Origin of the sequence: Nitrosomonas sp. Nm33 (assembly GCF_900107265.1) — a bacterium.
In the GTDB taxonomy this organism is placed as follows: domain Bacteria; phylum Pseudomonadota; class Gammaproteobacteria; order Burkholderiales; family Nitrosomonadaceae; genus Nitrosomonas.
In genome coordinates this window covers 1-20736 of the sequence record NZ_FNPJ01000023.1, presented here as the reverse complement: position 1 = coordinate 20736, position 20736 = coordinate 1, and the positions used below count along the sequence as shown (strand labels likewise).

The 20736-nt window shown below is 43.2% G+C and carries 25 protein-coding genes; 17 read left to right on the top strand and 8 right to left on the bottom strand.

All coding sequences use genetic code 11. The features are described from left to right. Nucleotides 1–308: 308 nt before the first annotated feature. From BLV54_RS16765 to BLV54_RS06750, 5 genes are all read left to right on the top strand, one after another. Nucleotides 309–440, top strand: coding sequence for a hypothetical protein (locus tag BLV54_RS16765; RefSeq protein WP_256329229.1), 132 nt, complete (start codon nt 309–311; stop codon nt 438–440). A gap of 214 nt (nt 441–654) precedes the next feature. Further along, on the top strand, nt 655–942 hold the full coding sequence (locus BLV54_RS06765) for a hypothetical protein (protein ID WP_218132335.1): 288 nt from the start codon (nt 655–657) through the stop codon (nt 940–942). Nucleotides 943–982: 40 nt separating this feature from the next. Next, on the top strand, nt 983–1777 hold the full coding sequence (locus tag BLV54_RS06760) for a sterol desaturase family protein (RefSeq protein ID WP_090569625.1): 795 nt from the start codon (nt 983–985) through the stop codon (nt 1775–1777). An 18-nt stretch (nt 1778–1795) separates the two neighbouring features. Continuing rightward, nucleotides 1796–2221, top strand: coding sequence for a hypothetical protein (locus BLV54_RS06755; protein WP_090569622.1), 426 nt, complete (start codon nt 1796–1798; stop codon nt 2219–2221). 126 nt (nt 2222–2347) lie between these two features. Then, nucleotides 2348–3328, top strand: a complete 981-nt coding sequence (locus tag BLV54_RS06750; RefSeq protein ID WP_090569618.1) for an acetyltransferase — start codon at nt 2348–2350, stop codon at nt 3326–3328. Nucleotides 3329–3410: 82 nt separating this feature from the next. On the opposite strand, the gene BLV54_RS06745 is transcribed toward BLV54_RS06750, so the two are convergent. Next, nucleotides 3411–3815: a surface-adhesin E family protein gene (locus BLV54_RS06745; protein WP_090569616.1), complete on the bottom strand. Its 405-nt coding sequence runs from the start codon at nt 3813–3815 to the stop codon at nt 3411–3413. 213 nt (nt 3816–4028) lie between these two features. Then, nucleotides 4029–4742 carry a glutathione S-transferase family protein gene (locus tag BLV54_RS06740; RefSeq protein WP_090569613.1) on the bottom strand — a complete coding sequence of 238 codons (714 nt, stop codon included), beginning with the start codon at nt 4740–4742 and terminating at the stop codon, nt 4029–4031. Between the two features lie 130 nt (nt 4743–4872). Here BLV54_RS06740 and BLV54_RS06735 point away from each other — a divergent pair, with 130 nt between their 5' ends. Then, nucleotides 4873–5247, top strand: a complete 375-nt coding sequence (locus tag BLV54_RS06735) for a winged helix-turn-helix transcriptional regulator (protein WP_090569609.1) — start codon at nt 4873–4875, stop codon at nt 5245–5247. 217 nt (nt 5248–5464) lie between these two features. On the opposite strand, the gene BLV54_RS06730 is transcribed toward BLV54_RS06735, so the two are convergent. Continuing rightward, the gene (locus tag BLV54_RS06730; protein WP_090569605.1) at nt 5465–7135 is read right to left on the bottom strand and encodes a MutS-related protein; all 1671 of its coding nucleotides are present in this window, start codon (nt 7133–7135) and stop codon (nt 5465–5467) included. Nucleotides 7136–7527: 392 nt separating this feature from the next. On the opposite strand from BLV54_RS06730, the gene BLV54_RS15485 reads away from it, so the two are divergent. The 5 genes from BLV54_RS15485 to BLV54_RS06710 are packed head-to-tail and all read left to right on the top strand — an operon-like array spanning nt 7528 to nt 11998. Next, nucleotides 7528–7725 (top strand): hypothetical protein, encoded by a 198-nt coding sequence (locus BLV54_RS15485; RefSeq protein ID WP_143032439.1) that lies wholly within the window; start codon nt 7528–7530, stop codon nt 7723–7725. Between the two features lie 55 nt (nt 7726–7780). Next, the gene (locus BLV54_RS06725; RefSeq protein WP_090569602.1) at nt 7781–8935 is read left to right on the top strand and encodes an efflux RND transporter periplasmic adaptor subunit; all 1155 of its coding nucleotides are present in this window, start codon (nt 7781–7783) and stop codon (nt 8933–8935) included. Continuing rightward, entirely contained in the window at nt 8932–9603 is a 672-nt protein-coding gene (locus BLV54_RS06720; RefSeq protein WP_090569598.1) for an ABC transporter ATP-binding protein, read from the top strand. Before BLV54_RS06725 ends, BLV54_RS06720 begins: the two co-directional genes overlap by 4 nt. After that, complete coding sequence (locus BLV54_RS06715; protein ID WP_090569595.1) at nt 9600–10802, top strand: ABC transporter permease; 1203 nt, start codon at nt 9600–9602, stop codon at nt 10800–10802. Before BLV54_RS06720 ends, BLV54_RS06715 begins: the two co-directional genes overlap by 4 nt. Continuing rightward, the gene (locus BLV54_RS06710) at nt 10799–11998 is read left to right on the top strand and encodes an ABC transporter permease (RefSeq protein ID WP_090569591.1); all 1200 of its coding nucleotides are present in this window, start codon (nt 10799–10801) and stop codon (nt 11996–11998) included. The genes BLV54_RS06715 and BLV54_RS06710 overlap by 4 nt, the downstream gene beginning before the upstream one ends. 71 nt (nt 11999–12069) lie before the next feature. Here BLV54_RS06710 and BLV54_RS06705 read toward each other — a convergent pair whose 3' ends face one another. After that, nucleotides 12070–13107, bottom strand: coding sequence for an endonuclease/exonuclease/phosphatase family protein (locus BLV54_RS06705; RefSeq protein ID WP_090569589.1), 1038 nt, complete (start codon nt 13105–13107; stop codon nt 12070–12072). Nucleotides 13108–13209: 102 nt separating this feature from the next. Here BLV54_RS06705 and BLV54_RS06700 point away from each other — a divergent pair, with 102 nt between their 5' ends. Further along, nucleotides 13210–13884 (top strand): SOS response-associated peptidase, encoded by a 675-nt coding sequence (locus BLV54_RS06700; RefSeq protein WP_090569586.1) that lies wholly within the window; start codon nt 13210–13212, stop codon nt 13882–13884. Between the two features lie 279 nt (nt 13885–14163). Then, entirely contained in the window at nt 14164–14616 is a 453-nt protein-coding gene (locus tag BLV54_RS06695) for a tellurite resistance TerB family protein (RefSeq protein ID WP_090569583.1), read from the top strand. A 179-nt stretch (nt 14617–14795) separates the two neighbouring features. Here the strand turns inward: BLV54_RS06695 and BLV54_RS06690 are convergent, their stop codons facing one another. Continuing rightward, entirely contained in the window at nt 14796–15206 is a 411-nt protein-coding gene (locus tag BLV54_RS06690; RefSeq protein ID WP_090569580.1) for an integrase core domain-containing protein, read from the bottom strand. A 261-nt stretch (nt 15207–15467) separates the two neighbouring features. Here BLV54_RS06690 and BLV54_RS16760 point away from each other — a divergent pair, with 261 nt between their 5' ends. Beyond that, nucleotides 15468–15590, top strand: coding sequence for a hypothetical protein (locus BLV54_RS16760; RefSeq protein WP_256329227.1), 123 nt, complete (start codon nt 15468–15470; stop codon nt 15588–15590). Between the two features lie 398 nt (nt 15591–15988). Beyond that, a complete protein-coding gene (locus BLV54_RS06685; RefSeq protein ID WP_090569577.1) occupies nt 15989–16339 on the top strand; it encodes a phage head morphogenesis protein in 351 nt (116 codons plus the stop codon). A gap of 281 nt (nt 16340–16620) precedes the next feature. Here the strand turns inward: BLV54_RS06685 and BLV54_RS06680 are convergent, their stop codons facing one another. Continuing rightward, on the bottom strand, nt 16621–17643 hold the full coding sequence (locus tag BLV54_RS06680; RefSeq protein ID WP_090569574.1) for a GGDEF domain-containing protein: 1023 nt from the start codon (nt 17641–17643) through the stop codon (nt 16621–16623). 437 nt (nt 17644–18080) lie between these two features. Further along, entirely contained in the window at nt 18081–18395 is a 315-nt protein-coding gene (locus tag BLV54_RS06675) for a hypothetical protein (protein WP_090569571.1), read from the bottom strand. A gap of 927 nt (nt 18396–19322) precedes the next feature. Between BLV54_RS06675 and BLV54_RS06670 the strand changes: the two genes are divergently transcribed. Both BLV54_RS06670 and BLV54_RS06665 read left to right on the top strand, forming a co-directional pair. Continuing rightward, nucleotides 19323–19742, top strand: coding sequence for a hypothetical protein (locus BLV54_RS06670; protein ID WP_090569569.1), 420 nt, complete (start codon nt 19323–19325; stop codon nt 19740–19742). 233 nt (nt 19743–19975) lie between these two features. Continuing rightward, nucleotides 19976–20398: a class I SAM-dependent methyltransferase gene (locus tag BLV54_RS06665; protein WP_090569566.1), complete on the top strand. Its 423-nt coding sequence runs from the start codon at nt 19976–19978 to the stop codon at nt 20396–20398. 15 nt (nt 20399–20413) lie between these two features. On the opposite strand, the gene BLV54_RS06660 is transcribed toward BLV54_RS06665, so the two are convergent. Continuing rightward, a partial coding sequence (locus BLV54_RS06660) for a transposase (protein ID WP_090572414.1) occupies nt 20414–20736 on the bottom strand: 323 nt, incomplete at its 5' end.

The window sequence follows — 20736 nt, the reverse complement described above, 5'->3', positions numbered from 1 at the left end:
GGCTAATCTTCCATGGAGAAAATAAAAATAAGCAGAATCCTTATTTTGATCTCAGGAAAATGTTTAAAAAACAAGAATAGGAAATTTTATAAATAATTGTAGTCGAGCTTTGAAATCTCCTCTGCAATAATTGATAGAACTTGTTTAACTTGATGATGATGATATTAAAGTGGAACGAAACAGATGGGCAATACTGCAAATGCTCACAATTTATCCAGCACTAAATCCAGGTTCTGTGATCCAAATGAGATATCAGCACTTATTATCCTAAAAACCGTAGTTGACCGCTTAATTGGAGAGCTAAGCGCATGACATATAGAAGCATTTCCGAAATTTTTTCATTCACCAGAATGGTGAAGCCGCTACGAGGTGTATCGTATGCCGCTCCAGGCACGAATGCGGCGTTGCTCTTCGTTGCAGGGGGCGGCCCTGCGGCCTGATCGCGCCTTGCCTCACACCTGGATCACCACACACTCCACCTCGTCCAACTACGGTTTTTAGGATTATTTTCAGCTATGCTTTTTAAAAAGCTTTTAACTTTAAAACCCGGCGCTAAATCTAACATGCTATCAATATGATTAAATAGGAGGCAGTTATGGATCGTTTTTTATAGCTCTTTTATTTGATCTATTTGTTACTTCTCCGGTTCATGCCATGAAGCCTGCAGATGAAAAGCGGCTCAATGAAATTGCAGAACGTGGTTTCCATGTCATACCATTTGATCTCGAAAAAATGATACATATTTTTACTAAAACAAACGAAGAAGGAATTCAGCAAGTTGTTGCCAAAGATAAACCCGATTTCGAACAAATTCGTTTAATACGTAAACATCTGTTGGAAATTTCGACAGAATTTAGCCGAGGTAATTTTTCTAAACTAGCTCAGTTAAGCGATCATGCCCGTCATGCTATACCTGAACATCCGCATAAGCATCAGCATTAATCAATCATTTTCCTTTTAACTTGGATTTGCTTATCTATTCATGCCTATCGAACATGAAATAGCTATCAGATTAGGATTCTTTTTTGTTATCTTCATCCTTATGGCAGGGTGGGAGGTATATGCACCCAGGCGCCATTTGGCTGTTTCAAAAATGCTGCGCTGGCGTAACAACCTAGCACTCTCCCTGCTCAATAGCCTGATTCTTCGGTTGGTATTTCCCATGGGAGGGATCGGCGTGGCTATTTATGCTCAAATCAACGGATGGGGATTATTCAACTGGATGCAGCCCCACGCCTGGTTTGCGATTATAGTAAGCGTAATTTTGCTGGATCTGGTGATTTACTGGCAACACGTGATGATGCACGCCGTCCCTCTATTATGGCGGATACACCGCGCTCATCATGCTGATCTGGATATCGATGTAACAACAGGTGCACGTTTCCATCCGCTTGAAATGCTGCTTTCCATGCTCATCAAATTTGCAGTTATCACAATCCTGGGTGCACCTGTACTCGCCGTGCTGATTTTTGAAATAGTCCTCAACACCATGGCCATGTTTAATCACAGCAACATCCGCCTGCCGCACATGCTAGATCGAATATTGCGGCAGCTGCTCGTCACACCCGACATGCACCGCGTGCATCACTCTGTCATCGTAAAAGAATTAAACAGCAATTACGGATTTAATCTCATCATCTGGGATAAATTATTTAGCACTTACCGTGATCAGCCGGAGGCTGGCCATAGTAATATGACTATTGGTTTGAGCGAGTGGCGTGATACAGCGTTCTGCAGCCGATTGATAAACATCCTCGCTATCCCATTCCGAAAGTAAATCAGGAAGGAAATCAAAATGCCTGAAAAAATAGAGAATCTGGAAGAATTTCTTATGGCAATCATATGGCTTCTAAAGATAATCGAGAAATCAAGCTCTCTTCTTTTTCGCTCAAATTTCAGAACTAACTATAGCCATAGCCTGGAAGAAGTACTTCCTAGATTAGATAAATTAAAGAGGGACGATCACATCCAGTTCCCAACTGATTTTGAAGCTATGAGCGAATCGGGTTTAACCGGCAACCAGCTCGACCTCAAACTTGAATCTTTCGAGTACAGCTATATTGAATTTCATGAAGAAGGTGGTCTTGAAAATCTAATAGTCGTTCTTGAGAAAGGTCAGTTCTTGCTGAATAATATCACCAGTGCTGTGCCAGGCTTTGGTTCGTTTGCTCAAGAGCTCATTGATTTCATCATCAAAGAATTAAAGCAACGACAAATTTAAAAAATACACTTAACAATTCGGTAATAAAGCCGTTAATATCGATATGCCACTTCGCTCCGGTTCATGACAGCAGATGTTCATTACTCCATAGCACATAAAAATTGATAAACAGAAGGAACAATCGATTTGACAAAATATTTCGATATATTTAATGGCGATGCAGATGGTATCTGCGCGCTGATTCAACTTCGTCTAGTCGAGCCACTCGATGCAGAATTAATTACTGGTGTCAAACGTGACATTACGTTGCTGCAACAAGTTACCGCCGCAGCGGGAGATCGTATCACCGTTCTGGATATTTCACTCGATCGTAATCGAGAAGATCTTCAACGATTACTTACGGCAGGCGCAAATGTTCTTTATTTTGATCACCATTTCGCCGGCAAAATCCCTGTACATGACAACCTGCAAGCCATGATCGATGAATCACCGAGTACTTGCACCAGTTTGTTGGTCGATCGCTATCTAAAAGAACGCTACTCCCTATGGGCCATTGCCGCCGCTTTCGGCGATAACCTGGTATCTATAGCGCAAAAACGCTGTTCCGAACTCAATCTGAACGCAGAAGATATTCAGGTATTACGTCAATTAGGTGAACTGATTAACTATAATGGTTATGGTTCACATATCGAGGATCTTCATTTTCATCCTGCATCTCTTTTTCACGCACTGCATCACTTTGACGATCCGCGGGAAGCTTATGACAGCTCGCCTGAAGTAGCTATTTTGGCATCAGGTTACGCAGCAGACATGGAACACATCAACGCGCTGCCCCCTATACTTGCGACCGATATAGCCGCGGTTTATCAGCTTCCAGATGCATCCTGGGCGCGTCGTACAGTGGGGATTTTTGCAAATAATTTATCGCAAACATATCCAGAGCGCGCTCATTTGATTCTTTGCCCGGATGGACAAGGCTCGTTAACTGTCAGTTTACGTGCCGCAAAAACGCACCCACATGGCGCATCGGCTTTTTGTCGTCGCTACCCGGAAGGTGGCGGGCGTGAAGCAGCGGCTGGAATCAATCGACTTCCAGAAGTGGCGGTAACCGAACTTATTGCTGATTTTGAGCGAACATTCGGAAGTTCCCCCAGGAAAATTGAATAATGAATCATAACTGAACAAGATTATTATTCTAATTTTTTTTAAAAAATAGAGAAAGTAATAATCGTCTTAATAATAAGACGTGTTAATCTTTTGATAAATCCTGATCGCAAGCTATTCTCCAGAGAGTTTCCCCAATTCTTCCACCTGATACTGGCGCCCATTTATCAGGTTCATTATCCGAATGAACGACCTTCCCCTCCCCCATATTCGAACTAAATAAAGTAAATGAAAGCATTCTCACCAGCCCTAGTTTGCAGTTATACTCTTTTTGATATTTCGAAGATAAGAACTTAACTCCACCGGTTTCCTTCTCAGCCTTAAAGTCCCCCAGTGACCACATCTTAATTTTGTCTCCAGTTTTCTGAATGGTGTCAAAGTCAGCATATATTGTTACTGAACCATCGGCACTTTCGTCCACTAAAGACCAGCCAGCCATCACGGTGTTGGCTGTTAAGGCAATTATTAAAGCTAACAATATTTTTTTCATGCGTATTTGTTTGGTCCCTTTCTGCTTATTGTCGCATGAGCATATTAGCACCTCATAGAAGTGGTACAGCAAAAATGATTAAGCAATCAAACTCTGACAATGCTTATAAAAGAAAGCAATGATGATGGGGGCGAAAAAAGGGACGCTACCCTTTATTCCTAAACTGTCGATATGCTCTTCAAATCCTACACATTCTGAATCATTCTTAACTGGTTAGACTATATCTTTTAGATCTTGATAGAATTCACTTTCAATTCGATCAACATAATCAATCAAATTGTTCTTTGACAAACCGTATTCCTTAAGTGGCGATTCAATTGGACAGCCAATGATATTGATTAAGTGACCAAAGGCACAAGCATCCAATGTGGTAGGTTGATCTCCTAAAAAATACCGCTTACTCCCAAGGCTTGCTGATAACGCATCAATATCTTGTTTGCCTAATGTAAAAATTTCTTCTGCTTGATGTCTGCCAGTGCCATGACCATAAATTTGCCGTTTGATTTTTGGACGCCATCTATTTGCAACAATATCTCGGACAATGGGAGGTAGCCCGCCAAAAATTGCTTTCTTGTTAACCTGCCAATTTTCATCTGTATATTGCCAACGCGAATAAAGCAAAACCCAAAACAAATGCTCATCGAGCAAACGCTGCATGGCTGTTGATACCGACAATTCCACCTCGCTTAGCCCTTTGTCCAGGTCTTTATAGGTTGATTTAAGGTAGCTAATGATAAATCGAGAATCGCCTAATGCCTCACTGTTATCTTTAATGTAGGGCAATTTACCTTTGGGAGTACTAAAAGGTAACGCCGGTTTGATTTCATATTCAATGCCACTCATTCGCAAATACGTTTCGATTTTGCAGCAAAAAGGACTTAAGTTCGGAATCCCCCAGGTGCGTTCAAATTGGTAAAGTTCTAACATGCGATTGATCCTTATTATCATTGTTATTAATCATGAGCTATTACTTGTATAATGCAAGTTAATTTAACTCATAAGCTTGCTAACTGCAAGTGATCATGCTCTCCTTTTATTTATTAAGGAAAAATAATTTATGAATGATGAAATGGATAAACCAATTTTTGAGCGATCATGCTGCCCGATTACGTGCTCACTCGATCTCCTGGGTGATAAATGGACTTTGCTGGTTATTCGTGATCTGCTATTGGGTAAAAAACGCTTTCAAGAATTCCTTGAATCTCCAGAGGGAATTGCCACCAATATATTGTCAGACAGACTAAAGAAAATAGAAACTGCTGGGCTTGTCTTTCAACAAACATATCAGCAGAAACCAATTCGTTATGAATATGTTCTGACAAAAAAAGGAGAGGATCTTAAACCTGTACTTCAAGCTTTGGTTAAATGGGGTAAAACATATTACCCTGGCACTAAAGTTTTTGAAGCTGTTGAGCGGCATTCAAGTAATTGAGAGGCGTCAGTTTCTAAACAACTTCACCATGCAAAGAGTACCGAATACCAAATAGGAAGCAAAAATTTAAGTCCGGCGCTCACTCCGACGCATTCATAAGTGCACATCGACAATATCTCGGGAGAAAATGACGGAGAAAAGGGGGCGCTACCCTTTATTGCTCTCTCTTTTCATTCCTTGGGCGCCCTAATGTATAAAAAGGTAGCGCCCTCCTTTTTCACGTTTCAGATCTGGTTGAATCTTGCAGTGTCGCAAGATGCTTTTCTACATCTTCTTTACTGAAACCGATGGCACTCGCCACACGATCAGCATGACTCTCACGCGATATTCCTGAAATCAAGCGGTGGGTTGGGCCTTCTGGCAGAAACTCGACTTGCAGATAGCTGCCGATGCCCTCGCTTTGTAAACGTTCACATAGTTCGTGGTTATGAGTGACCAATATCGTTGTTGCACCGAGCTTATGGAAGCCTTTGAGCACATACTCGGAAAGCGTCATTTTCTCTTCAAAGGTAGTCCCTTCCGCCAGTTCGTCAAGCACAACCAGGCTGAGGGGAGTCGAATTGAAAAAAATCTCGCGGGTTTGTTTCAGTTCATAAGCAAAACGCCCCATCCCTTCCTCCAAACGTCCTGGCTCCGGTACCTGGTAAAAAATATGTTCTGCTGGCACCAGTCGCGCAGCTGTTGCTGGAATATAACCTCCCGTTTGTCCCAACAACTGAATCTGCACGACAGTTTTGCAATAAGCTGTTTTTCCACCACTATTCGGGCCGGTAATAATCAGCAGACGGTTGGCTGCATCCAGCTTGATATCGTTGGGAACATAGTCTGGTTGCATTCTGGCAAGCAATGGATTTTTCGCATTCGTAACGGTAAGCGTATGCTGCTCTGCCTCGATGATTTCAGGTAATACCATTCCCTTATCAGCAGATTGAGCATAGCGATGCAAAGATAATAATTCATCAATCATACCAAGTGCTTCCAGCGCTTTGGCCAGATCAGGGCTTTGTCGGAAAAGCTTTTGCAAGGGATAAATGACCGAATCCCGGTCAGAAGAACTGACAGCCTGCAAGATGATGGGAATAATCGGCACTGTCAGGATGAGGATGCCAGAGCCAATATAAGTGGCACCTAACTCGACCAGCATATTTTGAAAAAAATAAAACAGACCGGTTACGATGGACAGAAAAATCAATGATGGTAGCCATTTGAACATGGATGGCCGAAAGCGGGGAACAGGCAGGTAAGGCGGTTTCTCTTCCCTGGTTTTAAACTTGCCATCGATGACGTAGATTGGGCCATGCATCAAAGCATAGGTGCGGGAATCGCCAAAATTTCGAATGGCCTGAATCAGTTCCTGCAAATAAGTACTTCGCACTGGCGGTAGCGAATCCGCCTCTTCAACCAGATTAACCGCAAATTCAGTTCCATCAATAAACTGACGATAGCCATAGCCGCCGAATTCCAGCTTTCCCGTCTTATTTTTTGGATTATCTGTGGTCAATCCACCCGCAAATTCTCCATAGAGAAGATAGTAGAGCGATTCTTCTCCAGGTACCATTTTCTTGACGAAGCTATCAAGTTCTGCAAATAATTCGGGATTGGATGCTAACTCACGTATCGCTTCCTGTTTCTTCTGCAACAGTTGTGCATCATGGCCAGGTCTAACCAATGATCGATAAAGCACAGATTGTCCTATCTGGGTTTCCGCCTGATTGATTTCGTCAAATAAAGCATCCGCTTCTATCGCATTGAATGTCTTGGGATCCAGCACGCCGTAATCAGAGTCAGTTGGCCGTGTATCCCGTATGCCTGCAGGCTGCTTACCATTCGATAAAATAAATGGTGCACGCCAGATGGGAATGGAATTGGATTCTGTTGCATCACTCATGACTATTTCCCGATTTTGACAAAATGACTCTCGTGATAATTTGCATGTTCATAATTTTCCCTGATTTTATTTCAATGCCCGGATAAATTTGGATAACATGCCGGGTCAATAATTTAATCAATCTATTGTCAGCCTGCACTCAGCCATAACTCAAGCATAAAATGATATTACCGAAACAAAATTAATTTTACCTTATCACAATATGCAGGATTTCTCTTGCTGGCTTCCATGCTGTTGTTTGTAGTCGGATTTTTCTTGGTGTTAAGAATCTAGCATATCTACGTCGTTGATGCGTGGCATAATCGGGCAAAACGATCCTGGTGTGATCGAGGATTACTTTTCCTAATAATCCTAAAAACCGTAGTTGACCGCTTAATTAGAGAGCTAAGCTCATGACATATAGAAACATTTCCGAAATTTTTTCATTCACCGGAATGGTGAAGCCGCTACGAAGTGTATCGTATGTCGCTCCAGACGCGAATGCGGCGTTGCTCTTCGTTGCAGGGGGCGACCCTGCGGCCTCCTCGCGCCTTGCCTCGCACCTGGATCACCACACGCTCCACCTCGTCCAACTACGGTTTTTAGGATAATTAATAACAATATATGAGTATATTTGCCTATTGAAGTAACTGAGGCATTTCTATCATGCAAAAAACAAAAATATTGTCCCGTTGGCTCATCTTGCTATTCATGACCGCCCTGCTGAGTTATGCAGGCTGGTACTTAACACGCAAACCGCCTGTGGAAGTCGAAGTTGCCACCATTACGCGCGGCACAGTGGAGGCTACTGTCGTCAATACGCGTGCGGGTACGATCAAAGCTTGCCGGCGAGCCAAACTGGCTCCTGCGGTAGGAGGACAAATTGTCAAGCTACCCGTAAATGAAGGTGATCGCGTCAAGCAAGGGGATGTTCTGTTGAAGCTGTGGAATGCTGATCTGGTAGCACAACATGAACTTGCCAAACGACAACTGGCTACTGCTAAAAGCCGGCAACGTGAAGCCTGCATTATGGCAGAAAATGCACAACGCGAATTTATCCGAACCCAACAACTTGTTGCTCAAGGGTTTGTTAGTTCGCAACGGGCTGATGAAGCTGAGGCCAATGCGCAATCCCGTCAGGCAAACTGTGCTGCCTTGGCAGCAGATGTCAAACGCGCACAAGCTCAGATCGAAGTCATTCAAGCTAATCTGGATCGCACCACGCTATATGCACCCTTTGCTGGAATTATTGCTCGCCTCACAGGCGAGCTGGGTGAATACACAATGCCCTCCCCTCCTGGTATTCCTACTCCTCCTGTGATTGATTTGATCGATGATAGCTGCTTGTATGTCAGTGCACCAATGGACGAAGTAGATACCCCCAAAATAAAAATCGGACAAGAAGCACGCATCACACTAGATGCATTACCTGGTCAAACTTTTGCCGGTACAGTGCATCGTATTGCGCCATATGTCACTGAAATAGAAAAGCAGGCTCGTACTGTTGATATTGAAGTCTATTTTACCGAAGGCTCAAACTATGCTCTGTTAGCGGGCTACAGCGCCGATGTCGAAGTGATTATTAATCGGCATGAACAGGTGCTGCGTATCCCGACACAAGCCATCCGACAACGAGACAAAGTGCTGGTGTTAGATCAGCATGATCGCATCGAAGAGCGCACCATAAAGACGGGGCTGGCCAATTGGGCGTTCACGGAAATCATAAGTGGCTTAAAAGAAGGTGAGCAGGTATTGACATCCTTTGATAACGAGGGTATTGCTGCCGGCGTAATCGTCAAACCTAAAACCAGTCAATCATGATTCAACTTACAGCCATTACCCGCATCTTTCATATGGGTGAGCAGGAAATTCGTGCGCTTGATCACATTGATCTGATTATTGCTTCGGGTGAATATGTATCCATCATGGGACCCTCTGGCTCAGGCAAATCTACTCTGCTCAATGTAATCGGCTTACTGGACAAACCTGATAGCGGGCGCTACCAGCTCGATGATAGAGATGTTACTGATTTAACCGAAACTGAGCAGGCACGTGTGCGTAGAGAAAAAATTGGCTTTGTCTTTCAAGCATTTCATCTGGTACCCCGTCTTACTGCTGCTGAAAATATCGAGCTGCCATTGATTTTGGCAGGCATTCCACCAGCTGAGCGCAAAATACGGGTAGAAGAAACACTCCATGCCTTTGATCTGAGCAAACGTGCTCAACACCGACCAGCTGAATTATCCGGTGGTCAGCGCCAGCGGGTAGCCATTGCGCGCGCGACCATTCTGCGTCCCACTGCCTTGCTGGCAGATGAACCAACAGGTAATCTCGATCATCGAACTGGTTCGGAAGTGGTCGCGCTGCTGGAAAATTTGCATCATGCTGGCACTACCCTTATTGTGGTGACACATGATCGTGAACTGGGATTACGAGCACACCGTCGTATTGGCATGCGCGATGGGTTCATCGTGGCAGATGAACAATGAAGCTACAGGATACCTTCCTCTTCTCCTTTAAAACGGTCACAAGCTACCCTACCCGCTCATTCCTCATCATTCTGGCAATGGCGCTGGGCGTAGCTGCAGTCGTCGTCCTGACTGCACTAGGTGATGGTGCGCGTCGTTTTGTGATTCATCGCTTCTCATCCATCGGTACTAATCTGATTATGGTTTTACCTGGTCGCGCCGAAACCGCAGGTAGCTTCCCTGGTGCGACTATGGGGCAAACTCCACGCGATCTGACATTAGAAGATGCTCGCTGGCTCGGCCACCTTCCCCAAGTTCGACGCTATGCCCCACTCAATGTAGGCACTGCCGAGCTCGCTGCCGCCGGACGTTTACGCGAAATTACTATCCTCGGTAGTACCGCAAATCTTTTGCCCATTCGCCACATGCAATTAGCGCAGGGCAGTTTTCTGGCGCATGGCTCACAATACAGCGCACAAATCGTCTTGGGAGCAAAACTAGCTGAGGAATTTTTTCCTGATGGCAATGTGATTGGTCAGCATGTCAGGCTGGCCGATCGACGATTCATGGTATCGGGGATACTCTCCAGGCAAGGAGAAACAATGGGATTCAATTCAGATGAAATCGTGATTATCCCGATCAATCACGCCCAAGCATTATTAGATACCACCTCGCTCTTCCGTATCATGGTCGAAGTCAGGAATCGCAGTGACATTCCCTCCGCTAAGCAAGCTATCCGCGAACTCATGATTCAGCGCCATGATGGCGAAGAGGATGTCACCATTATCACTCAGGATGCAGTACTCGCTACCTTCGATCGCATCTTTCGCGCACTGACCCTCGGTGTAGCTGGTATTGCTGCAATCAGTCTAGCGGTAGCTGGTATTCTGATCATGAATGTGATGCTGGTAGCGGTCAGTCAGCGCACTGATGAAATCGGATTGCTCAAAGCAATCGGAGCCCCAGGGAGCGATATTCGCCGCTTATTTCTCACTGAGGCCGCCTGGTTATCACTCACTGGTGCCATCTTCGGTTTTATGCTGGGGCATGTGGGTAGTCTATTGATCCGCCTGGCTTATCCAGAATTACCTGCCTGGCCACCTGCCTGGGCGAGCCTCGCCAGCATCGTCATTGCACTGTCAACAGGTATCATTGCTGGCCTGCTGCCTGCCGCCCGCGCTGCACGACTGGACCCTGTCAAGGCACTGAGCGGCAGATGAGTATACTTGACGCATTGCAATTCGCCCTGCGTGCCTTAACCGCTCACTGGCTTCGCACGCTATTATCAGCTTCAGGAATTGCCATCGGCATTGCCGCCGTTATCCTGCTCACTTCAATAGGAGAAGGCATTCAGCGTTTCGTACTGGCTGAATTTACCCAGTTTGGCACCAATATTCTGACCGTTACTCCTGGTAAATCCATGGCACATGGTAGATCGGTCGGCGCCATCAGCAGTGCACGCATCCTGACTATTGAAGACTCACTGGCTTTAAAACACTCTCGCTACGCTCAATATGTCAATGCTAGTGTGATGGGTAACGCTGAAATCCGCTCGGAAGGTCGCGGTCGACGTGTTACGATTTACGGACAAAGCCCTGATTTTGACAAGGCATTCAATATGAGCGTGGCAATTGGTCAGTCCTTGCCTGCAGATGATCCCCGCAATCCACGCGCATTTGCTGTGCTCGGTGCAAAAACACACAACGAGTTATTTGGTAATGCCAATCCGCTCGGTGCAATTTTGCAGGTGGGCGGCTCACGCTTTCGCATCATTGGTGTAATGGCCCCCAAAGGGCAAATACTGGGATTTGATCTGGACGACACAGTGTTTATTCCCACTACTCGGGCACTAGAAATATTCAATCGGGAAGGTTTAATGGAAGTACATATTGTCTATCCGCCGGAAGCACCCTTGCAAGCTGTCACGGAGGATGTTCGACGCATTCTCATCGAACGGCATGGGCGCGAGGATTTTACACTGACACCTCAGCAACAAATGCTCTCTACCCTCTCTACCGTACTGACAGTGCTCACCTTTGCTATCGCTGCCTTAGGTGGCATTTCGCTACTGGTCGGTGCCGTGGGCATGGTGACACTGATGCATATCTCTGTTGCTGAGCGTGTGGCGGAAATTGGATTGCTCAATGCGCTGGGCGCCACCCGCGCCCGTATCCGCCTACTGTTCCTGATGGAATCCACGATACTCTCAGCACTCGGTGGATTAGCTGGACTGGCAATTGGTACTGCACTCGCTAAGCTGCTCCAAATCGTAGTAAGCGAATTACCTGTCAATATTCCCTGGGACTTTGTCATGGGTGCACTAGCAGTATCCATTCTGATAGGTCTGGCTGCGGGTGTCGTACCTGCCATGCATGCTGCAAAACTTAACCCTATTGATGCACTGAGGACGGAGTAACTGCCTGTGAGAATAGATTATGTTAACAGCAAACAAGGAAACATACACTTATCAAGTGGCTTTGCAGCGATTTATGGAGCAGATTGAGTTGGCTGAAGCAGATCGATATTTGCCATCACCTGCCCATGATCAGGAATATAAATTGGCTTTTTATCCATTGACGTCTTGTCGTCAATGACATGGTCGTTATATAAGCGAACATCAATTATCCGCCCGATTCTCTTAGAATTTAGTTCAGCAAAATGATTGCTGACAAAAATATTGTCAAGACTTTCATAATGTCCGTTATGAATGTATGTGTAATAAAAATTCTCAATACTTTTACGTGCCTGAATATCTTTACAGTTTTGAAAAACATGCTTCCATTTTTTTATTTTTATTTCTAGCGGGAGACTGCGAAAAGGTTCTTCTCCGAGAATAGCTTGGTTAGTCACAGCAGTGTCGTTATCATTTAAGTCGCCCAAAATAAAAATTGGCTTTGCCTCATCTTTATTTATTTCATCAGATAAAATTTGTCTGATACCACAAGATTCAATTCCCCTTCTGATTAATGAACGAACACTGCCTTTTGCCAGTTCGGGAGAGGTAGCTGTATTACGATCAATATTATCCGCTAATATAGGTCTTTTTGATTTTAAGTGCAAAACTATCACTAGAGCTGATATATTTTCATTGATCTTGATTTCAGCTTTTAAAACGCCCCTTGAAAATTTTTTTAAGGGGATATTCACCGGTGCACTTTCCAAAGGTGCAGTTATCTCCTTTTCGTCAAAAAAATCAAAAACGAAAGGCAAATCCTCGATCACCTCTGTTTCAATAATGGGGAACTTGCTTAAAATAGCATTCACAGGCGTTTTGCCAGTAGGATTAGCGACAAATAGATGCCAATTTGCCATTGGAGTTCCTGTTAAACACTCTCTGAGAGCTCGTTCTTCGAAGATTTCTTGAAAACCGATAATATCGGCATTCATCTTCAAAAGCTGATTCTTTATCCAGACCGTTTTTTTCCGATATTCATCTTGGTTGTAATGGGGCCTGTGTCCGTCATAAATTGGCTTACCTGCCGTGACAAGGTTTTCTACATTAAATGTAGCAAGTGAGATTTTCATTTTTTTTTGATTAAAAAATGTTATACGAGGATCTTAAGATGATTTTAGTGCATGATAAGTGGTATTGTATAAAACACTCAATTAGCGGATAACAATGATGGTATGTGCGGACGTTTTTGCCTAGATTATCCTCGTGCCAGTCTGATCAACTGGTATCATGCGGTGACCATGCCAGAGATTGAGTCGCGCTATAACATTGCGCCCACAACTGATATTGTGGTCATTCGTGATAGCGTCGATGGTCGAATAGGATCAATGATGCGCTGGGGTTTGATACCTCATTGGGTTAAGGATCCAAAGAAATTACCCTTGCTCTTCAATGCACGCGTTGAATCGCTTGCGATAAAGCCATTGTACAAAAACGCATTCCGTCGCCAACGCTGTATTATTCCGGCTTCTGGTTTCTATGAATGGAAACTGTTATCAGATGGTAAAAGCAAAAAACCATTCTATGTTTCTGCCAAAGATGGCAGTCCGCTATCATTCGCTGGGATATGGGAGACAGCAACGATAGATGAAGTGGTAATCGATAGCTGTACAATCATCACCACAAGCAGCAATGCATTGATGCGTTCCATTCATGACCGCATGCCAGTGATCCTCACTCCAGAAACCTGGGATACTTGGTTGACGCCTTCCGACCTGCCTGAAGACGTTTTTATGTCTATTATTCTGAAGCCATTTTCTTCAGAACAAATACAGTTATGGGCGGTATCACCTGCGGTAGGAAGAATAAGTAATCAAGGAAAGGATCTAATCCAGCCTGTTAATGAATGAGGTTTTTAATTTATAGTCTCAAAATAAGAGTGCCGTCTAATTCCCATCATTTTGCTAATTACCTACTGGAAAAACTGCGGTAATCTGGAGAAAGAATCACTCACGACGGGCGAATCATTACTAATTTGAATTAGATGGAATAAAAGCATAGTTTGGCAATGAAATATTTTGAATTATGTCAGATTCAAAATATATACCCATTTTCATTAAAAATATCTCTTTTATTTAAACTATATCTAAAATAGAATTTACCTTTTAATAACTTAATTAAAAAACGCCATGGGATTTTTTGACAAAATATTTGCATCTGCTGCGGCTCCAAAACCAATCATCGACAGCGAACAAGAAGCTTTTATCACGATTATAACTGCCGCTGCCTCTTCTGATGGTGTAATGGAAGTTGAAGAGTGGGACACTATTGTTGATACTCTTTGCCAAAAAAAAATGTTTACTCATGTTGATTTAAAAGCATTAGTGCATGAGTGTATTAATAACCTGAAAAATTTTGAAAGTCTTGCCGCTGCAGTTAACGACTGTGTTCCTTTGATTAAATCTGAAAACAAAAACATGGTTTTTTCGGTTGCTGTAGACATTGTCTTAGTTGATGGCTCTATTAGTCCGCAAGAGCAACAAATTATTGAGCATCTGAAAGAAAAATTAGCTATTTCTGATGATTTTGCCATGAAAGTTGTAGAAGTTATGCTGGCAAGAAATTACGGCAACGCAGCCTAAGTTAAATTCCTTCCGGCTTTGCCGGAGGCTTGTTTCCGTTAGCCTTTAAAAAAAGCAATAGACTGGCGACACCAGAAGGAAATTGAAGCATTTATTAAACCTGAGCAGATTATATTGCTAAGTCATCTACCCTTTAGCTTAGCTATACCAGCTCAAACTTAATCTGACAGACACATCATTTATACCATTGAATTTGTCAGATGAGTCTGACTGTCTGATGACACAAACAAGTTATCCAATTGCTTGTCTTTTGCCAGTGCTTTAGCATCCAACCAGGTTTGCCAAGGAGTCTTGCCATAGCAATACTTTCCTGAATGAGCTCGCTCCTGGTTATAAAACGTCAGCCAGCGATCGATCTCTTGCTGGATTGCTGGATTTCGTCCAAGCTCCAAGCTATGAGATAGCTTGCGACGAAACATGACATCGTAACAATCGTTTTTCATGGTTTTATGGAAACGCCCACAAATCCCGTTGGTTTGTGGGCTGCAGGCTCTGGTTTCCGAATATTCAATATCTTCCAGCTTTAAATAAAGCTGGCAGGCATAAGTCTCCTTTTTACCGCAATATTCAGTGCCTCTATCTGTCAGCATTCGTAATAACGGAACTTCCTCATCAAAGCAAGGAACGATAAGCAATCGGCAGTATCTCTCAGTTTGAAATTTTCGACCTAAATTTGGTGAAATTTCATTTATAAATAGTCATCAGATAATAAATTACATAGAATATAAAAATTAAAAATAATTGTTGAATTAGAAGACAGGCTTCTAGAAGAGCGTTTTTATTGGGCATTAGGCGTTGTAATCTTAATTGATATTTTTTCATTCCCTCCTATGAAGTCATGAGGAGGACCAGTGGCGATTGTATTTTTAGAAGTATTCGGGCTTGTAGTTCTTGCGCAGAAATGTGGCGTAGATATTGTTGTGCAAATAATAGATAAAATTATTGACGGCTGGTCACAAAATAATAGCAAATAACTATAAGCCAGGACGCATTCAATCTCCACTTGCGAGAAGTAGAACAAGAAACCGAGTAAGCGCGATAGCCCGTCAAGGTGTTTATTCAAGTCTATGACGCAAGCAAACCTGAAAACAATTGATTATAAAAAGCAAGGTACTCCAGAGGGGGTATCACTGGTGAGGATAATTGTATCCCCATTCAAAAGCTAGAAATGCAAAATTGAGATAGACCTATTTTTAGAGTCCATGAATTTTTTGTGGCCAAAGCCTTGAATATATCCCACCAGGCGGTCTATAAATTGCTTGCCCAGGGGGTTATTGGCCCTGTGATTCTGTAGAAGCTACCAGCTTGGCGGCACACGCCGCCTCAAGGTGATTTATGACACCAATCTTCGCACCGCCCACAGTGAAGGGCAATGGCAACGCATTCAAAAAATAAAAACACCTTTCCCTATCTCAAGTATGACGCCAACAACTCAGAACACTCTCGCCTGGAGCACTCCGCCTGGGATGGATTGGTGTTGCCAGTCGATGATCCTTTTTGGAAAGCGCATTACCCGGCCAAGGCATGGGGTTGCAAATGCGGTGTGACGCAACTGGATGAGGATACGCTGGATGAGCTGGGATTGAAACCTTCCGAACCACCGGAGGAGGAAACCTATACCTATATCAACAAGCGCACCGGCGAGGTACAGCGCATACCGAAAGAGGCTGATCCCAGTTTTAACTATCCGCCAGGGGGCGCTTGGCGAATCAGCGAAAGATGATGGCTGACAAGATCGATCGACTATCAGATGATTTAAAAGCTGCAGCAAATGAGCAAATCAAAAAATCGGGGATTTAAGCGGTTTTCCCTTCGTACTAGCTACTATGCCTTTACTTTAAAATCTCACCCACGTTAACTATGCGTTAAATCGCGTCGAATCGCTATACATGAATATGAGTTTAAATTTGAATTGATAGTAGGTGTCGCAACAGTATGTGATTCATCGACTGAAATCGACCCATTGCGGTCACTCGAATCTTTCGAATCATTAAATTGAATCGACTAGCGCTTGGACTCTTTAGCTTGATACATCGCCTTATCAGCCAACTTGAGGATGTCGTCTTGATTGGCTAAATGATTGATAAATAGCGCCACGCCGACACTGGCAGTGCAGTGATGTTCGATAGTGGCGTCAGCCTTCCCCTCGTGCTTGATGAGTAACAAGTAGGGGGATGACAAGGAAGTGCGGATTTTTTCTGCAACGAGCTCGGCTTGTGAAGCTGATTCAACTTTATCCATACTCAAATCGTTCAGTATTACAACAAACTCATCCCCGCCGAAGCGCGCTACCGTATCTATCTCGCGAACACAATTTTTCAGTCGATTCGCAACCTCAATCAATAGCAAATCTCCCACCGTGTGCCCATACGTATCATTAAGCGGTTTGAAGTTATCCAAATCAAGGAACATCAGTGCACAATAGCGCCCACTGCGCTTGCTGTCAGACATGGCTTGGCTCAGGCGCTCGTTGAGAAAACGACGGTTAGGCAGCCTAGTAAGCGAGTCATAGAACGCTAGTTGATTAATCTGCGCTTCCATTTGTTTACGCTCGGTAATGTCTTCCATGGCAAGGAGAATAATGTGTGAGCCGATATTTTCCCGGAAAATCTCCCGAGCGTTGAGCAGAAAAATCTTTCGTCCGATATTGAGAAAGTCGTGCTCGACTTCATAACCCTTGAATACAGTAGCATGGGGAAGAATATCCTCAAGGAGAGACCTCAACTTTGGAATGTCCCATTGACGATTACCGAGGTCGTAGATGTAATTTCCGGTTGTATCTTCAGGTGCTACTTTGAAGGTGTCGTAGAAGCAGCGGTTAGCAAAGAGAATCTTTAGGTCTGAACTCAACACCACAAGTGGTTCGCGCACAGTTTCCACAATGCTCTCAGTATAATTCCGGGCATCCATGATTTCCGTCTCCAACTGGCTTCGTTCACCTGCTGCTATTTCAAGTGTGGCGCAATGCTTGCGAAGTTCAGTGATCTCATGAATTAATTGTGCTTTCGTTTTTTTGAAATCTTTCATGTCAAATCTGTTCGGCAAATTTTGTTTACATTTTCCTACCAACACGCTGCAATATTGCGCAGGGAGATTTAACGGCACTACCAACAGTATACTCTGGATTTAGCAACGGCATTAATCCGGAGCGTGCCGGGAGTCCATGAGAAATCAAAAGTACTGACTGGTGAAGGCAGCTTGTGGTCGCAGAAAAGGTGTCAGTCATTGCATCTTGCGGAATGAACGAATTAACCCACTAACAGTACTATAATGAACATTAAACTAGGCTGCAATTTCAAACATTGTGTAATGTCCCGTTTTGTGTATCACATTCATTGCCAGTCACTTCATGCACTACGCAATGACTGACACCTTTTCTTTACTGGTTATAAAAAATTATGAGAAAGTACTGCTCCTGATTGCTGAAGAAGTAAGCAAGCCCATCCTACCCGAGCTATCAATTATTAATCACCATTAAATGCAAATTGGGATTGGTTTCTATATCGATTCTCATCGATGATGGTGACCGCCTCGATGCCTTCCTTTCCAGTGCCTATCACCATGTCCTCTATGGCCTCCACCTCGGTGTGCGCTGTCGAAGTGTCTATGTCCACCACCGATATGTTTATGTCCATCAAAGTACCTTTGATTAACGTAACTTGATGGTTGATATCTGTCCCCGGATGAAACTCCTCCATAATATCTCGATCCCCCGTAATAGCCTGAATAGCCTGAACCTGGATAATAGCCTGGTACTCTGGAATACCCCGTTCCTCCATAGTAAGAAGGAGCTACACACCCGCTAAGGAAAAGAATTGAAACTACAGCTAAAAAAGGAATGATTCTTTTTGCATTCATGACGCACCTCTAATAAATATTTCAAATGAAATTCATCAATTAATGCGATGTAATTAAAATTTCATTTGTTATAGATATAGTACGGTCTTAAAGCTTAATAGAATCTGAACACAAAATGATCATCTACCTGAAGTGAAGTAGCTTCTGTTGTTATTGCCAGAGTAGTGCCAAATAACGCGCCAAAAATAATGGAATGGACAACAACCATTATCCTAAGAAGTGTTTTAAGTTTACGTTATAGATTTGTATAGAATTGTTGAAGAAGAGCAGGCGTTTCGAGGCAATGGCAAATAAGTTGGAAAAACACTGATAGAAAATCAATACTCTGAATAATCCAGATACGACTCAATTTCAGTAAAAGCTAAAAAAACCGTGAATAGATTCACGAATTAGAGAATCCAAATCTGCCCGATAAGCATGTTCATTAGGATAAAGGGGACAGACCACGATTGTTTCCAATTAATAGCGCTTAGTTAGAAATCGTGGTCTGTCCCCTATTCTACGATTCTTGGTCATGCCCTTCTACCCGCTCCTCATAGCTAGTATTGATTCTGATAGGCGTAGATATATCCAGGTAAATATGTCTACTCATTTAATTCTATCCGCAATGTAAAAATGACAAATTACCTATGCATATCGCATTAATTTTTAAATGATGTGAATACTAAAGAATGGAGAGCAAAGATTTCCGCTCAATTTACTTGTCTCAAATTAACGACAATGGTATAAAGAGAAAAAGTCTCATTTTTAAAATTGATTCTGTAATTATTTCTGCTTTTCTGCATCTGACTTAATGGGCTCTGGTGAGCATGGAATGGCAGAAGGCTATAGATTTATATTAAATCCAGATGATCTCAGAAAGAATCCACGAGCTTTGCGAAGAAAAATGCTTCCCTTGGAGAGGCAGATCTCACACCATAAAAAGAGAGCTGAAGCTAGATATCAGTTACCAGGCAATCCAGAAATGGTTGGATGGAGAGTCCGCACCTAGTCGCGAGTATGAAGAGGCTATATGTGGTTATTTCAGCGTAAATTACGAATGGTTAACTACTGGCAATGAACCCAAATATAAAAAGGAGGTGTGCGGCTGTTACATTACCGACAAACTAGAAATAAAGTTGATAGAACTGATCAGGGATATGCCTGACTATGCAAAAGAGCAGCTAATTCAAGACGCAAACCAACTGAAACAAATTATTGAGAAACTTAAAAAAGAGGCGGTGGGGGAGATATCGGGTGACTTAAAAATGGAAGCAGTGGGAGAGTAAAACCTAAATAACTCAACAACAATCAATGCGCTGTAAAAACCAAAAATAAAAAGGAAAGGGGCTGTAGTAGATTAGCTTAGCTGTTAAGCTAATCTACTACAGCCCCTTGATTTATCACTATCAAGGGATAATAGGGGATAGACCACGATTGTTTCCAAAATTAACAGCGCTTAGTTAGAAACCGTGGTTTGTCCCTTATTCTTTTTTGAATTAGCTCCTTAAAAGGAAAAAATATGCCATTCAGCTATAGTAATCAGCTCAGTACAATTATTGGTTTTGCTGAACAGCAAAGACCAGAATCTATTCTTGATATAGGCGTTGGAATGGGACAGTATGGGTTTTTGCTCCGTACAAACTTAGAAAATATTAATCTTTTTGAGATTGAGGGTTCAAATGCACGTCAACGTAGCAAAGATCAATGGAAAATTAGAATTGATGGAATAGAGGGTTATGCTGGCTATCTTACTGCTGTTCATGACTACTCGTATAGTCGATTAATGGTCGGTGATGCGCTTGAATTACTCTCAGTCTTAGAAGATAGAACATATGACCTAGTAATCGCTATTGATATTCTTGAGCACTTTTATAAAGAACAAGGTATTAATTTTTTAAAAGAATGTAAGCGTGTCTGCCGAGGATCGGTACTTATAGCCTAACCAGTTAAGAATGATTCAGAATGCATAGGATTTGAAGAGCGTATCGACGGTTTGGTTTTGTTGTCTACGGAGCGCCTTGGCCTGTGCCCATTTGTGTTCGATGGGATTGAGATCAGGAGAATAAGCGGGAAGGTATTCAAGGGTATGCCCGGCGTTATGTATGGCATCCCGTGTGTCTAGTCTCTTATGGAAGGTGGCATTGTCCATCACAACGATGGAATGTAGTGGCAATTTAGGCAACAGGTCCTGCATCGCCCATCCATGAAACACATCAGCATTGATGTTGGCTTCAAACAGGCCGATGGTTACCAGTAACTTTCCAATCAGGGCACCAATCG